Origin of the sequence: Microcoleus sp. AS-A8 (genome assembly GCA_039962225.1) — a bacterium.
In the GTDB taxonomy this organism is placed as follows: Bacteria; Cyanobacteriota; Cyanobacteriia; order Cyanobacteriales; family Coleofasciculaceae; genus Allocoleopsis.
Genome location: JAMPKV010000007.1, coordinates 314,490 through 328,886, shown reverse-complemented (window position 1 = coordinate 328,886; position 14,397 = coordinate 314,490). Strand labels below are relative to the sequence as shown.

Annotated in this window: 12 protein-coding genes; 8 read left to right on the top strand and 4 right to left on the bottom strand. The window is 47.6% G+C overall.

The window, feature by feature from the left end; genetic code table 11:
* The first annotated feature begins 24 nt into the window (after nt 1-24).
* From NDI48_13900 to NDI48_13890, 3 genes are all read left to right on the top strand, one after another.
* Nucleotides 25-630, top strand: coding sequence for a pseudouridine synthase (locus tag NDI48_13900; GenBank protein MEP0832266.1), 606 nt, complete (start codon nt 25-27; stop codon nt 628-630).
* 169 nt (nt 631-799) lie between these two features.
* Complete coding sequence (locus tag NDI48_13895; protein ID MEP0832265.1) at nt 800-3,088, top strand: serine/threonine phosphatase; 2,289 nt, start codon at nt 800-802, stop codon at nt 3,086-3,088.
* 63 nt (nt 3,089-3,151) lie between these two features.
* Nucleotides 3,152-4,450, top strand: a complete 1,299-nt coding sequence (locus NDI48_13890) for a serine/threonine-protein kinase (protein MEP0832264.1) — start codon at nt 3,152-3,154, stop codon at nt 4,448-4,450.
* Between the two features lie 64 nt (nt 4,451-4,514).
* On the opposite strand, the gene NDI48_13885 is transcribed toward NDI48_13890, so the two are convergent.
* Nucleotides 4,515-4,733: a DUF4327 family protein gene (locus tag NDI48_13885; protein MEP0832263.1), complete on the bottom strand. Its 219-nt coding sequence runs from the start codon at nt 4,731-4,733 to the stop codon at nt 4,515-4,517.
* A gap of 1,251 nt (nt 4,734-5,984) precedes the next feature.
* On the opposite strand from NDI48_13885, the gene NDI48_13880 reads away from it, so the two are divergent.
* Nucleotides 5,985-7,610, top strand: a complete 1,626-nt coding sequence (locus NDI48_13880) for a polysaccharide biosynthesis protein (protein ID MEP0832262.1) — start codon at nt 5,985-5,987, stop codon at nt 7,608-7,610.
* Nucleotides 7,611-7,693: 83 nt separating this feature from the next.
* On the opposite strand, the gene cimA is transcribed toward NDI48_13880, so the two are convergent.
* Nucleotides 7,694-9,385, bottom strand: coding sequence for a citramalate synthase (gene cimA, locus NDI48_13875; protein MEP0832261.1), 1,692 nt, complete (start codon nt 9,383-9,385; stop codon nt 7,694-7,696).
* A 133-nt stretch (nt 9,386-9,518) separates the two neighbouring features.
* Here cimA and NDI48_13870 point away from each other — a divergent pair, with 133 nt between their 5' ends.
* Both NDI48_13870 and NDI48_13865 read left to right on the top strand, forming a co-directional pair.
* Nucleotides 9,519-9,857, top strand: coding sequence for a (2Fe-2S)-binding protein (locus NDI48_13870; protein ID MEP0832260.1), 339 nt, complete (start codon nt 9,519-9,521; stop codon nt 9,855-9,857).
* 16 nt (nt 9,858-9,873) lie between these two features.
* Nucleotides 9,874-10,458, top strand: coding sequence for a hypothetical protein (locus tag NDI48_13865; GenBank protein ID MEP0832259.1), 585 nt, complete (start codon nt 9,874-9,876; stop codon nt 10,456-10,458).
* 138 nt (nt 10,459-10,596) lie between these two features.
* Here NDI48_13865 and NDI48_13860 read toward each other — a convergent pair whose 3' ends face one another.
* On the bottom strand, nt 10,597-11,874 hold the full coding sequence (locus tag NDI48_13860; GenBank protein ID MEP0832258.1) for an aminotransferase class V-fold PLP-dependent enzyme: 1,278 nt from the start codon (nt 11,872-11,874) through the stop codon (nt 10,597-10,599).
* A gap of 148 nt (nt 11,875-12,022) precedes the next feature.
* Here NDI48_13860 and NDI48_13855 point away from each other — a divergent pair, with 148 nt between their 5' ends.
* Nucleotides 12,023-12,778: an ATP-binding cassette domain-containing protein gene (locus tag NDI48_13855; protein ID MEP0832257.1), complete on the top strand. Its 756-nt coding sequence runs from the start codon at nt 12,023-12,025 to the stop codon at nt 12,776-12,778.
* A 13-nt stretch (nt 12,779-12,791) separates the two neighbouring features.
* Here NDI48_13855 and NDI48_13850 read toward each other — a convergent pair whose 3' ends face one another.
* Complete coding sequence (locus tag NDI48_13850) at nt 12,792-13,568, bottom strand: response regulator transcription factor (GenBank protein ID MEP0832256.1); 777 nt, start codon at nt 13,566-13,568, stop codon at nt 12,792-12,794.
* Nucleotides 13,569-14,068: 500 nt separating this feature from the next.
* On the opposite strand from NDI48_13850, the gene NDI48_13845 reads away from it, so the two are divergent.
* Nucleotides 14,069-14,326, top strand: a complete 258-nt coding sequence (locus NDI48_13845) for a hypothetical protein (protein ID MEP0832255.1) — start codon at nt 14,069-14,071, stop codon at nt 14,324-14,326.
* Nucleotides 14,327-14,397: the final 71 nt, after the last annotated feature.

The following is a 14,397-nucleotide window of genomic DNA, read 5'->3' as shown; positions in this document are numbered from 1 at the left end:
CAGCCAGATTTCAATGCAAAACGCGTGTACAGATATCTCTTGTTCTACAAACCCTACAACGTCTTAAGCCAGTTCACTGATCAGGACGCCAGCCAGACCAACCGTGGCACGCTGAAAGATTACATACCCATACCTTCGGTTTACCCAGTAGGACGGCTTGACCGGGACAGCGAAGGACTGCTGCTATTAACCAATAATGGACGCTTGCAGCATCGACTTTCAGATCGACGATTTTGTCATCCTCGCACATACTGGGTACAGGTAGAGCGTATTCCGGATGAAGCTGCCTTGAACCAGTTACGTAGTGGTGTGGTCATTCAGGATTACCACACACGACCCGCTTTGGTGCAGCGATTAGCCGAAGAACCCCTCCTACCCCCTCGTCAACCCCCGATCCGCTTTCGTAAGACCGTGCCCACCTCTTGGCTAGAGATAACCTTAACGGAGGGGAGGAATCGACAGGTGCGGCGGATGACGGCGACGGTGGGGTTCCCCACATTGCGAATCGTTCGGATCGCGATCGGCGTCGCGGGTCAGAAGCAGTTGACTCAACTCCGTCTAGACGGTCTTGAGCCAGGTCAATGGCGTGACCTAACACCGACAGAACTGGAGGCTCTACAGCAGCTATGACGACTCAAATCAGTCATAGCTGGATTGCTATCGGCTCACGCATAAGCTTCCTCAGCTTTGGACTGAATTCCAAAAGCTGCAACCTTCGATTCTGACGTGGCAAACTAGATGGCAGTTAGCTTATATACCAAACTTTAAAACCTCTGACAGGAAGTGAGGAAGTTCCCTTATGTTAGTTTGTCCCAAGTGTCAGTTTGAAAACCCCAATACCAATAAGTTTTGTCAAAGTTGTGGAACTTCCCTGATCCATAAAACTTGTCATGAGTGTGAAGCCCAAGTACCCGTCACTGCTGAAACCTGTCACAATTGCGGTGCTTTCACGGGAACAGTTTGGAGGGCTATTTTCTCCAAAGATCCAAATTTTCTCATCTCTGGGAAGGATGAGCAAGCCGCTCCCCTGGAGGTGTCAGATCCCAGCGCTACTGATACCGACCCAGCCGAGGAATTACCGATAGAGGTACCTCTGGCTGATCAGGACGAACGGCCCCAACCAGGAACTTTGGCAACAACACCCGTCCCTTCTTGGGAGTCGGCTTTACCGCCTCTAGAAGACGAGCGAGAGGACGATACTGTCCCCTTTACCACAGCAGAAGACCTTGAGGCAATTGCCGAGGAGGAAGTCACACAGCCTCTCTCCACTCAGCTTCAGTCCAAGTTCACTGAGGGGACGCCTAATGGCACCTCAGAGCAGGGCGACGTGTGTTCACCGACTCCAACGGTTGTTTATCTGGATAACCAACAGCGTTACCGACTGATAGAACCTGAGAGTCTTAATTGGGCAGCCACTGATGCAGAACCAGGCTACGGCTTGTCTGTAAGGGTTTTAGATTGTCAGCCGTTTCAGAAGTCACCTTTAGAAGCCCTGCTGGAGCAACAACAAGGTGGCTCGGAGACGTTTGATATACGCCTGAGATCGGCTCCTACCTCGCCCACCGACCCTTGGAACGTTCGGGGGATTCCAGGAATTGCTCAACCGTATTTAGCGCTCAAAGCCTCGTACTACCAAACTCTACCAGCCGTTCATGATGCATGGCAGCAGGCTGGAGAAGCGGTAGTCTTGCTAGAAGACCGTTCCGAGTGGCAGTTGCTCCGCGAGTTGTGGGACAGCGAACAGCTTTCTACATTGCAAATTTTATACTGGCTCGATGAAATGGCCAAACTCTGGCAGGCACTAGAACCCTGGCATTGTCGTCAAAGCCTGTTGGAAACGACGAATTTACGGGTGGATGAAGACCAAGCCTTGGGCTTGGTTCGCTTGTATCCAGACCCGACAGAACAACCACTGACCCTACAAAATTTGGGTCAAATGTGGCAACGGTTATTTGACCAGTCCCAGCGGACGCAATATATGTCCTTAGCTGGCCTTTTCCAGCAGATGTGTACTCAAGAAATTGAAACAATTCACGAACTGCGATCGCGCTTGGAATCTATCGCCCGTCAACACGAAGCCATGACCTCCCAATTCAACCCAAATCCTAATTCTGATGATGCTGAGTCGGCAGATAGCCTAGTCGCCGATACACCCGCCGAAACTGGACGCACTCAACTCCCAAGAATTCCTCATGAAGCTATGAGCACTAATGAAGGCGATGAGCTACCAACGTTGATTTTACCGATGCAGCTACTAAGTCTAGATGACGCGGGTTGCACGGATATCGGTCACCAACGGGAGCATAATGAGGATTCCTTTGGCATCCAGACCCTGATCCAGAAAGTGGAAAATCCCATGGGTCGGTCAGTACAGGCTCGCGGTTTATATATTCTCTGTGACGGAATGGGAGGACATGCGTCCGGAGAAGTAGCCAGTGGCATGGCGGTTGAGGCCATCCGGCGCTACTTTCAAGAGCATTGGCAGGATGAGCAATTGCCCAGCGAAGAAATTGTCCGTGAGGGAGTACGTATCGCGAATCAGGCAATTTATGAAGTCAACGAGAAAAATGCTCGTTCTGGTAGTGGTCGCATGGGCACGACCCTCGTCATGATGTTGATCCAGAATACCAATGTGGCGATCGCTCATGTCGGGGATAGTCGCCTCTACCGCCTGACTCGCAAGCGGGGCTTAGAGCAACTCACGGTCGATCACGAGGTAGCTCAACGAGAAATCATTCGGGGGGTAGACCCAGAAATTGCCTTCAAGCGCCCCGACGCGAACCAGCTGACTCAAGCCTTGGGACCGCGCGGTGAACAATTCGTTAATCCTGATGTACAGATGTTGGAACTTAATGAAGATACATTATTTATTATGTGTTCCGACGGTCTGTCCGATAATGATCTTGTCGAGACTCACTGGCAGACCCACCTTGCCCCCTTACTTAGTTCCCGTGCCAATCTCGATCAGGGTATTCTACAGTTAATCGAACTAGCGAACGATCACAATGGGCACGACAATATTACGGCCATCCTGATTCGGGTGAAGGTACGACCCAACTTTGAGCAACAGCAACTCCTTTATAAATAAATTCCGCAAAAGGCAAAGGCCAGAAATCATCCCTACTTCTGCCTTTTTATTTTTTACTCACATATGGTCACGCTGACCCTTTTACATCCCCAGGCATCCACCCCCCTGCAACAGTGGAATTTCCAGAGCCAATCCACCATTCGGATTGGTCGATCTCCTGATAATGACATTATTCTTGATGACCCCTTGGTTTCACGACATCACTTGGAACTCCGGGCAAGCTCTTCTGCATCGGGAAATTTGTGGCAGCTCATCAATCAGGGGACAAATGGTACCTTCCTCAACGGTGTACTGGTATCGCGGGGGTTGGTGCCCGATGAGGCGTTGATCCAACTGGCACGAGAAGGCCCTTTACTGAAATTCCAACGAGAGGAACCCACCGTAATGGGGAATGGGTCGATAGGTTCCGCGCATCGTCCGCCAACGGTCGAGGGTCATGAGCAAGGCTTTACCCCTTTGAAGCATGACCCTTTACACCCCCCTCCCATCGAAGGCTGTACCCACCCAGGCAACCCAAAGACCAACTTGTTCTGTATGCATTGCGGTCAACCCTTGGTTGCCATCCAGCGCAGCATTCGGCAGTATCAAGTCTTGCGGACATTGGGGCAAGGGGGAATGGGCACGACTTATCTGGCTTGGGATAAACAGACGAGTGGTTACGGACGTCCTAGCTTGCTTGTCCTCAAGGAAATGAATGAGGACATGGCTCAAATTACTAAAGCCCAAGAACTGTTTGAACGAGAGGCTCGTACCCTGAAGACGCTAGCGCATCCAGGGATTCCCAAGTATTACGACTTCTTTGTCGAAGAGGGTAAAAAATATCTGGCGATGGAGTTAATTCACGGTCAGGATTTGGAGCAACGCGTCTCGCGCTCAGGTCCTGTCACGCCGAAACAGGCCATCGAGTGGATGATTCAGACTTGTGACATCCTGAACTACATCCATTCCTGCCAACCCCCCCTGATCCACCGAGATATTAAACCGGCAAATCTAATGGTACGCCATCGGGATAATCAAATTGTTGTACTGGATTTTGGCGCAGTCAAAGAGAGTGGTACAGCTCACAGAACTCGCATAGGGGCTGAGGGCTACAGTTCTCCAGAACAAGACCGGGGAAATCCGGTCACGCAATCTGATCTTTATGCGATTGGTCCAACGTTAATTTTTCTGCTCACGGGTGAAGCCCCCCTAAAATATTACCGCAAGCGCGGCTCTGGATATGGGTTTGATGTGTCCAATGTTCCGACCATCACGCCCCATCTACGGCATGTGATTGAGCGAGTCTGTGAACCGAAAGTGCGCGATCGCTATCAAACCGCTGAAGAACTAGCTCAAGCTTTAGCAGATGCCCAGTCGAGCTGAGCGTCGCTTTTGGCTTGGAGGTGGAACTTTCTGCATGAAACTTCCACCTAAGTCCCTCACGCCTCTATTCTTCATCCCAGGCTTCTACTGCCAGTAAGTCTCCAATTGGATCTTGCATGGTGAAGCCAAATTCAAGGAGCTCTTTCTTCCAGTAAGACCATTCATCTCCATACAGCAGGGCGATTTTCCACAGGCTGTCGTTAGGCTTAATAATCTTGGATTCCACCAGAGAATGCACCTGACGCTGAAACTTCACCATTGGGTGAGTAACTTGCTGAGTCATACTTTCAATGAATTTGAAATTGCTTTTGCAAATGCTTGAACTATAATGCTTCCTGATTTGGCTATTGCGCCGGTTCGTAGAGTCTTGTACGGCCAAGAAGCAATCATATACTCTTGTAGCGTATCTAGGATAGAAGTGCAAGTGTTTTTGGCAAGGTGTACGGTAATTACTACCATTGGCTCTGAATAGCTGTGTTCCGCCTGTCTGGACATACAGTTGGACTCTCCTCCCATTTGACTTGCACCTGCTCAAAGCGACCGAGAACCTTTAGAAATCTCACCCCGATCAACTTTTCTGGAAATACCAGCGCTGTCCGGAACAGACCTAATCGCATCAAGTTATGCTAGCGTTGAAGCCAGGTCACAGCTCCCACTACCCAATCGTCAGATTGGGTAGGGTTGGATTCACTGACTCCAGCGATGGGTTCTTCGCCTTTGACAATAGCGAAATTGCACGCGCTCGTGTTCTACCTTAAGCTAGACTCTCTTTGTTGTTCAACTCAAGCGTTGAACCCTACAACAAGAAGCGTTAAGGAGATTTACACAAGAACAACCTAAGCAGTCTGCATTATTAACTGCCACCCTTGATCCTACCGTCAAACCTATGTTTAACGATAGAGTCCTGGCTGAATACGCTAAGCTGAATGTGACTAGAGTATAAACGCTCTGACCACTAGGGTAGTTATATAGTAATTGTACTCAAAAAGTCAAAAAGCCAGATTGTGTGTTTAAATAGCGTAGAGTGCGCTGTTCCTTCCTCATGCTCCTGGAGGGAAACCTTTTTCTAGGGTTTTAAAATTTGTCATCTACTAGGATTGCTCTTTTGTCCAGGAACGAGTTCACCCGACTGGGTCAGATACTCAGCCTTGAGAACGGGTAGGCTATTGTCAGTAAAACCCCAATAAATCAGAGAGTAACTCATTTCACTTAGAGACAGGCTTAAGCGCTTCTTCTAATGATTTGTAAGTTTATTCTTTAAAACCAAATCAATGTTCATTTCCCATCTCCCAAGTAAGGAAAGCGTGAAAATTGATATAAATTTGCTTTTACCTGGGGTGGACTTCACCTAACCTTTATAGTTTTCTTGAAGAATATAAACATATATAAAAAATGCGTAAAGTAAGCCTCTATCTATTAGCAGAAATTCAAAACTGTATATTATGATGTAAACAATTTTGTCGCTCAGGGCTTACCTTGGGCGACTGAATGTAGAGGTATCAGTTTTTTTACTAACTTACAGGAGTTACTAAAAGTGAAGCCGGAATCCGACTTAGCAGTGGTGCCTGTTACCAGAAAAGCCGAGGTAATTAAACGCCTACAAGAATTAGTGCCACCAGGTTCGCCGGAACCGCACGATCCTGAAGTTCTAGCCAAACTAAAGACTTTAACTGTAGAACTCATCGAGGCTTATAAAGCAGAAGGACAACTCGAAGACGATCCGTTTGCCGATGTCCGTGATCGCACCATTCACCTATATACATCTGAAGTTAGCGAAAAACTTAAAGGAAAGGTTGCGCTTGTAACAGGTGGAGAGGGATGCGTTGGCAGCGACTTAGTCGAGAAGCTAGTTGAACTCGGTGTCAAACATGTAATTTCTGTAGACAACGCCCGCTGTGGTTATGCCTTAGAACCTAAACCCATTGCAGACAAAAAGGCATCCGTCACTCGCTATGCTGCCGATGTTCGCAACTATGATGCCCTCAACTCTATATTTGATGCAGAAAGACCAGAACTCGTCTTTCACTTAGCCGCTCAACGTCAGCCCGGATTAGCAGAAAAAAAAGTCAGAGAAACAATATCAACAAGCCTTTTAGGAACAGAGAATATTATCAATCTCTGTGAAAAATATGGCGTAGAGCAATGTGTATTCTCTTCAACAGGTAAAGCCTCTAGATACTTTACGGCTGAAGTGTACGCCGCTTCCAAGAAAATAGCTGAATGGCAATTTGCCCAAGCCGTACAGCAGGGTAAAGTGACTTATTCAATGGTGCGCTTTACTCATACCCTAGATAACAGCTTAGTGGCTTCTCAAATTGACGAGAAAATTAAAATCGGGCCTGTCGTTAATGTTCATGCTCCTCATCGCTATCTAACTGCCCAAAATTTGAGCGAAGCGCGTCATTTGCTACTGAATTCCTTAATTTTCTCTAAGCCTGACCAACTGAAATTTTTCACCGTCACTAATTTAGGTTGGCCCACAGAAACCTTAGAGATGATTCTTTACAAAATCGTCCAGTCTGGCAAGGAATGGCCTATCTACTTCCAAGGATTACAACCGGGCTATGAAGAGCCATTTTTCCTGGGTCAATTTGACTACGGTAATCCCACAGACATCCATTTGTTGATTAACACGCTAGAAGACCCCTTCCGCAGCAAAGACCCGTCTGGAGATACAATTATTGCCGAACTGGCTCCCTTCTCAAATGAAATTCTAGACAAGCATGTGGCTGCCCTGAAAGCGCTAGTGAATGACCTAGATTTACCAGAAGAAAAGCTAAAGCCCTGTCTAGCAGAAGCGATTCGGGAAATTACCAGTTCTATTTGCGCCCAAGCCTCTCCCCAGGCACTTTTGAAAATTTTGAAGTGGGGTATTAATCCCAAACGAGTGAAAGCGGGAGAGATTGAGGTACCGAAACAGAAAGATATTCTAGCCTTACTTGCCAAAAACTTGTATGGAAGACTCACACCAGAAGTTTTGAACACATCAATTGTCAAGGCTGATGAGTTTGACGAATTAGTTGAAATTTTGGCAACATTTCCGGGTTTGGAAACAGAGGTAGCCTACATGCGGGCTGCCGCCAAAGAACGGAAAAATGTGACTCCAAATTACAATCAGGCAACAGAAAATCTTAAGGAGAAGGATTTGGTCACACAATAACCAAAAACTTCGAGTCAATTCAGATCTTGCACCAAGCTTTTTACCTCTCCCCAACCCTCCCCTTATCAAGGGGAGGGAGTCCTTTACTGCACCGACGCTTTAGAACCTTCGTTCACAGGCATCCGGCTTTCAGGCTTTCCTGAAGACTGCAACAATAAACCATATTCAATCCCCTCCACCACCGCTTGATAAGACGCCTCCAGGATATTCGGCGAAACGCCTACAGTCGTCCACCGCTTTTGACCATTACTCGATTCAATCAGCACGCGAGTCTTGGCAGACGTACCCGCACCACCATCCAAAATCCGCACTTTATAGTCGGTTAACTGAAACTGGGCAATTTCCGGATAGAAGTTCTGGAGGGCTTTGCGTAAGGCGGCATCTAGGGCGGAAACCGGGCCATTTCCCTCGGCAGCTTCTAGGATATCTTTGCCATTGACAGTAACTTTGATTGTGGCAAGGGCATTACTGTAATCACCACTAATGCTTTGCAACATATCGCAATGTACCTGAAAGCCCTTTAGCTCAAAAAACTGCTGCCGATATCCCAACGCTTCGCGCATTAGTAAGTCAAAACTGGCTTCTGCTGCCTCAAATTGATAGCCTTCGCTTTCCAATCCTTTAAGACGCTCTAAAATTTGGCGACAGGCGGGGTCTTGCTTATTGAGTTCATGACCAAAAGTCCGCGCTTTTGCCAAAACGTTACTCAGTCCGGACTGGTCAGAAATCACGATTCGGCGTCGATTCCCAATCGTTTCGGGTTCGATATGTTCATAAGTCAGGGGGTTACGTTCCACCGCCGAGACATGAATGCCGCCCTTGTGAGCAAACGCCGAACGTCCCACAAAGGGCGCGTGGTCATCGGGAGCCAGATTCACGACTTCGCTAATCAGGCGACTGGTTTGGGTCAGTTTCACTAGTTGCTCATCCTGAATACAGCGGTATCCTAGCTTGAGCTGCAAGTTGGGAATCAGAGAGCAAAGATTCGCATTGCCGCAGCGTTCGCCATAACCGTTGATGGTTCCCTGCACCATGCGGACGCCCTCTAAGACACCCGCCAGAGCATTTGCGATCGCTGTATCCGAGTCATTATGAGTATGAATACCTAATAAAGGTTGCAGGTTAGCAGGTTCTTCTGAACCTTCAACGTTCAACCTTCCAACGTTCAACGCTTCTTGAACATCCCGAACAATTTGTCCGATTTCATGAGGCAGGGTACCGCCGTTCGTGTCACACAACACCAGCCATTCTGCACCGGCCTTGAGTGCGGCATTCAGAGTCTGGAGGGCATATTCAGGATTTTGCTTGTAGCCATCAAACCAGTGTTCGGCATCGTAAATCACCCGACGCCCCTGGCTACGGAGATACTCAATCGAGTCTTGAATCATTGCCAAGTTCTCCTCCAGCGTCGTTTGTAGCCCTTCTGTAACGTGGAGATCCCAAGATTTCCCAAAAAGCGTCACCCAGCGAGTGCCTGCTGCCAGAATCGCTTGCAGCATCGGGTCATCGGCGGCGGCAATGTTAGGCCGTCGCGTCGAACAAAAGGCTACCACTTCCGCCTGAGTCAGGGGTTCTTCTTTGATTTGCCAGAAAAATTGTACGTCTTTTGGGTTTGCCCCCGGCCATCCACCCTCAATAAAAGGAATCCCCAACTGGTCGAGTTCTTTCGCAATTCGTAACTTATCTTCTAGTGACAGGGAGAGTCCTTCACGCTGGGAACCATCCCGTAAGGTGGTGTCATAGATCCAGATGGGGGTAGATGCTTGCGAGTTCATAGACGGGGAGAATGGTTGAGGTAATCGTAAAGAAATGTAAACTAAAGTTAGGGAAGGGTTTACATAAAGCCAAAAAATCTCCGCTTTTTGACGTAACCCAACCCCCTTTTACAACAAATCAGGTAAAGGATCGATGCCTAAAGTAACAGCTCAAGGAAAAACCTTTGAATGTGAGCCGGGGAGCAATTTACGCCAAGTTTTATTCGAGCATGGAGTTGAACTGTATAACGGCAAGGCTAAGATAATCAACTGCATGGGCTTGGGTAGTTGTGGTACCTGTGCCGTGACAGTTGAAGGGAACGTGTCCGAACCGAATTGGAAGGATAAGGCGAGGCGCTCACTGCCTCCTCATTCTCCCACAGCCAATCGCCGCTTAGCCTGTCAGACTAAGGTCTTGGGCGATGTTCGCGTTACGAAATATGACGGCTTTTGGGGGCAAGGCGATAAGACGGCGTGGACGCCACAAAATTAACAATTAGGACTTATCCATGTCACCTCACCCTGAAACACAATCTGATGTTGAACAGTCCTCCTGTTCTATTTTTTACATCTCTCCCCTAATTCGTATTACCTTAATGATGTTTTATTTAGCGCTGACCCTTCCTCTCCCGTTTTTGGCGCAAGTATCATCAACACCGATACCACCTCTATTCCTGTGGGTGGGAATTGGTGTGGGTGCGATCGCATTATATGGTGCGTTGAGTGAACGGGTCATTGTGGAGGAGGAAAAAATTCAGGTGGCTTATCCGGGTTGGGTACCCAGTTTTTTCCGCAAAGGTTGGTCATTACCTTGGCAGGATATCAAAGATTTGAAGATGCGAACGACGGGGCAAGGGGGGCTAGTTTATTACTTTCTCAGCCAGTCCTCAGATAAGGCTTATTTGCTGCCGATGCGTGTGGTTGGGTTTTCCCGGTTAGTGAAGTTAGTGGAAAAATTTACTGGAATTGATACAACCGATGTTCGTCCCTTATCACAGCCTTGGATGTATCTGATTTTGTTGGGATTTTCACTGTTGCTGCTGCTTACAGATGGATGGGTAATTTGGACTGCATTTAATCTGGGGAAAATTTGATTGTAGTAAGCGATGAGTTTGCCTCGACTTACGCCGATTTTTGAATGATGAATAGACCCCAGGCAGACCTCACTCCAAACTCCTCACTAAAGCTCCGGTCTCCTACGAGGAGATAGGCTTTGAAGTTACCCCACTTTTCTATAAAGAAAGCAGGTTGGAAGTTAAGTCTGAGTGTACTTGACTCAACCGAGAAGCGAGATAGAAGTCATTGACCCGTTTGGCAAGATCTTCGAGTTCCTGCTCCGGTAAGGATTCCGCAACGGGAAGGTACAGAACCTGTTCGAGCAGGCATTCTCCATTCACAGGACTGGGAACTGGGAGTGTCTCGTGCGATCGCAAATCCTTGATACAGGCTAAACTCGTATTTCCCCTCGTAGCATCAAACCCCTGTTCTCTCAGGTTTGCCATCAGCAATTCTGGATTAGACAGGAGTATAGGAACAACCCAAAACGAATGGTAATCAGCTTTGTGACCAGGACAAAGTATCTCAGGCAACAGCTGTGATAAAAAATTTCGCGCCTTCAACTCTCGTCGTTCAAACCATGGGGTGTTGCAATTTTTCAATCTCCGGTTCAACAGAGAGAGCATCCGGTTTGGAGGACGATACCTGATTTTGGCAAGAATATCACCGTGAGTAAAACCCCGTGTCAGAGAGTTAATCACCCCATCCAGGTCGCGATCGAGTAACCTGAGAAAAGCTAGAAGCTGGGAATAAATCCCAGGAATTGAAAAAAACTTCAAGCCGAGATACTTCAGAACCCGTTTCAAGAACCAAAACTCACTCTTACAGGGATATTTTTCCTCCATGCTTTGCATCTTTTCAGCTAATGTGCTGTCGCGAATCAGAGTAATAGCTCCTCCCAGAGCAGTACAGGACTTGATCGGGCCAAAGCTAAAAAAACTGACATCTGCCTTCTCATATCCGTAATATTTAGAGCCAGCAAACGCTTGGGCACAGTCTTCTACAAGCAGAATGTTATGTTTTTGACACAGTTGATAATAGGGTTCTAAATTAATAATTGAGCCAAATAAGTGAGCGACCAAAAATACTCGACTTTTTTCGGAAATAAGAGTTTCTAGTAACTGGAGCGAAGGAGTTAGGGTATCCAAGGAAATATCAACCGGAACCGGAACCAAGCCATGCCGTTTCACCACTTCAACCATGTCCCGAATATTGACCGCACTCATTAAAACTTCCGACCCAGCGGGGAGGTTGAGTGACTGTAACATTAGATCGAGGGATGTTCTGACAGAGAGAGTTACCAATACTTCTTTGTCAGTTTTCCAAAAGGATTGGATTTCTCGGATATTTTGTTCTCGCTTGGAGACGGAAAGGAAAGATAACAAGCTTGCGGCGAGATCGCTGAAGCTAATGTGGAGCTGTAGTCTGGGATAAACGTTCAGCTTTGGTAACATACTCTATCTCCGACCTAACTCTGTTGCGCTGTGTTAAAGCCTATCGTCAATTCGCCCAATCCAGATGAAGCTCTCAGTAGCGAAGAAACAGGAGTGAATTAATGGGTCATAAAATGTAACCTAACGTTAGGGTTGAGGACAGCTCATTTTGGCAACAACACAGATTCCCCAACTGCGTGTAGAGCAAGTCAGTCTTGTTACTGCATTGGGTGGTCAATATTTACTGAATAATATTTCGTTTGAGGTGGTTACGGGTTCGCGCCTCTGTATTATCGGGCCATCGGGGGCTGGGAAGACTTCACTGCTGCGACTCTTGAACCGCCTGAGTGAGTTCAGAAGTGGAGCTATTTATCTAGAAAACCAGGATATTCGGAAAATCCCTGTCCTCCAGTTAAGACGACAGGTGATGCTGGTTTCTCAAGAACCCAAACTCCTAGGCATGACGGTTCAGGAGGCGTTAGCTTACCCTTTGACGTTGCAACAACTGCCTCAACGACAGATTCAGGAACGCCTAGAGGCTTATCGAGAGTTACTTCATATCCCTGTTGACTGGTTACAACGAACGGAGTTACAACTTTCTGTAGGACAACGGCAGCTCGTTGCGATCGCTCGTGCCTTAATCGTCCAACCTAAAATTCTACTCCTGGATGAGCCAACCTCTGCTCTAGATGCGGGTCTTGCCTCTCACGTTCTAGGTGTCTTAGCGGACTTGGCGGCTAAGGAGAATATGTCGATTTTGATGGTCAATCATCAGCTAGATATAGCTCAGTTGTTTTGTAGCCGGATGTTGTATTTACAGAACGGTCAACTGCTTCAAGACACTTCATCTGAGCAAATTGACTGGAAACAGTTACGAGAAACGCTAGTGTACGCGGAGACTCAAGCGGCTCAAGAGTGGCTGTGAACGACCGCCAGAATTAAAACGATCCCCTAGCTGCCACTCGCACAGGAGGACGCCCATTATTTTTGTGAGTTGTCAGTTGTTCTGGTGTTGGGGTTTGGTTCCCTTGAAGCAGCAAAGGATTGAACCGATAGCCGATGTTGCGAACGGTTTGAATCACGCTGGGTTGTCGGGGATCGGTTTCAATTTTTTTGCGTAAAGACAGAACGTGAGTGTCAATCGTGCGCGGGTTGTCAATGGCATCAGGCCAAGCACGACGCAGGAGTTCGGAGCGAGTTAAGGGTGCTCCTTCCGCCTGTGCTAGTACATAGAGCAAACTAAATTCCTGGGGTGTCAGGTCAATCAATTCGTCTTTAAAGCGGACACGACGCTGTACTAAATCAATCTTGAGATCGCCGTAGTCCAGAGACATGGGGGCATTTGTCACGCGCACACGCCGAATTAATGCCTCAACCCTTGCCATAAACTCTTGCATCCCAAAAGGCTTGCTCAGATAATCATCAGCCCCTGCCCGAAGACCCGTGACGATATCACCTTCTGTATTGCGGGCAGATAGCATGAGAATGAGCGACTGTCGCTGCTGCTGTAGCCAACGACAAAACTCGATCCCATCCCCATCAGGTAGGTCAGAGTCCAGAATGACCAGAGTCGGTTGACGACTGTAAAAGGTCTCTCTGGCTTGATGAATAGTAGCGGATTGATGAACCCAATGACCAGCTTGCTGTAAGTGCCAGCCGAGTAGCGATCGCAAGTGGGGGTTTCCCTCGACAATTTGAATACAAACCGTTGCCACAGCCACCTACTTCCTTCACGCGGTGCGTTTCAGGTTAACAGAGCTTATGTCAAGATTTTGTAACAAAGGCTACTTCACACGGTTGAAGGTTGAAGGTTGAAGTCCAAACCTTTGGAGAATCAGCAGTACAATAAAATTAATAAAGGTTAAAGTATCTTATTCTCCTACGGGAGCCGATGCCGTAGCCATCGATTGACAAAAAATCCCCCTATTGGCAACACAGTACCACTCGCCTGTTCTAACTTCGCCCGTAAAAGAGCGACCTAACGGTATATTTACAACTAGACTCCATCATGAACCAAAAGCTAGCTCTGTAGTGAGCAAGAACAATCAAAAGCGGTCTTATCTTACTCAAGTTAGGAGCAACGACAGTCTACCTCAGGCACAATAAGAAGTAGGAGGATAGTTAGCAGCTAGCTGTAGTTGTTAGTTATTAATTATTCGGATTGACAGCTTGCCCCTCAAATCTTAAAATTCATAACTCAAAACTCTTTAAGTCTATGCTTCAAGATACTCGCACCATACGCTACTACCAGCAGCTTACTGACGCTCTGGTTTATATGTGGAACCGGGGTTATCGCTATGATGACCTGCGGCTCTATGTAGATGGATACGTCGATGCCCTTCGGCACACTAACGCTCTTGAAGTTTATCTGATCCACCGCTTGGAGGAAGAAGCCATGCGTTATCTGCGCGATCCATCTAACTTTGAAGTGACGGCGATGCCCATGCCGGAACCCGAATCGGACTACTACTAGGTACCTACAGGTTTGGGGTTATTTGTAAATAGACAGTTGGCTAATGTTCAACTGCCTATTTGCCTTTCGCC

Bases quoted from the DNA above. Each gene is read 5' to 3' on its own strand.
- NDI48_13895 (MEP0832265.1), top strand. From the start codon at position 800: ATGTTAGTTTGTCCCAAGTGTCAGTTTGAAAACCCCAATACCAATAAG.
- NDI48_13845 (MEP0832255.1), top strand. From the start codon at position 14,069: ATGCTTCAAGATACTCGCACCATACGCTACTACCAGCAGCTTACTGAC.
- NDI48_13860 (MEP0832258.1), bottom strand. From the start codon at position 11,874: ATGTTACCAAAGCTGAACGTTTATCCCAGACTACAGCTCCACATTAGC.
- NDI48_13890 (MEP0832264.1), top strand. From the start codon at position 3,152: ATGGTCACGCTGACCCTTTTACATCCCCAGGCATCCACCCCCCTGCAA.
- NDI48_13870 (MEP0832260.1), top strand. From the start codon at position 9,519: ATGCCTAAAGTAACAGCTCAAGGAAAAACCTTTGAATGTGAGCCGGGG.
- NDI48_13865 (MEP0832259.1), top strand. From the start codon at position 9,874: ATGTCACCTCACCCTGAAACACAATCTGATGTTGAACAGTCCTCCTGT.
- cimA (MEP0832261.1), bottom strand. From the start codon at position 9,385: ATGAACTCGCAAGCATCTACCCCCATCTGGATCTATGACACCACCTTA.
- NDI48_13885 (MEP0832263.1), bottom strand. From the start codon at position 4,733: ATGACTCAGCAAGTTACTCACCCAATGGTGAAGTTTCAGCGTCAGGTG.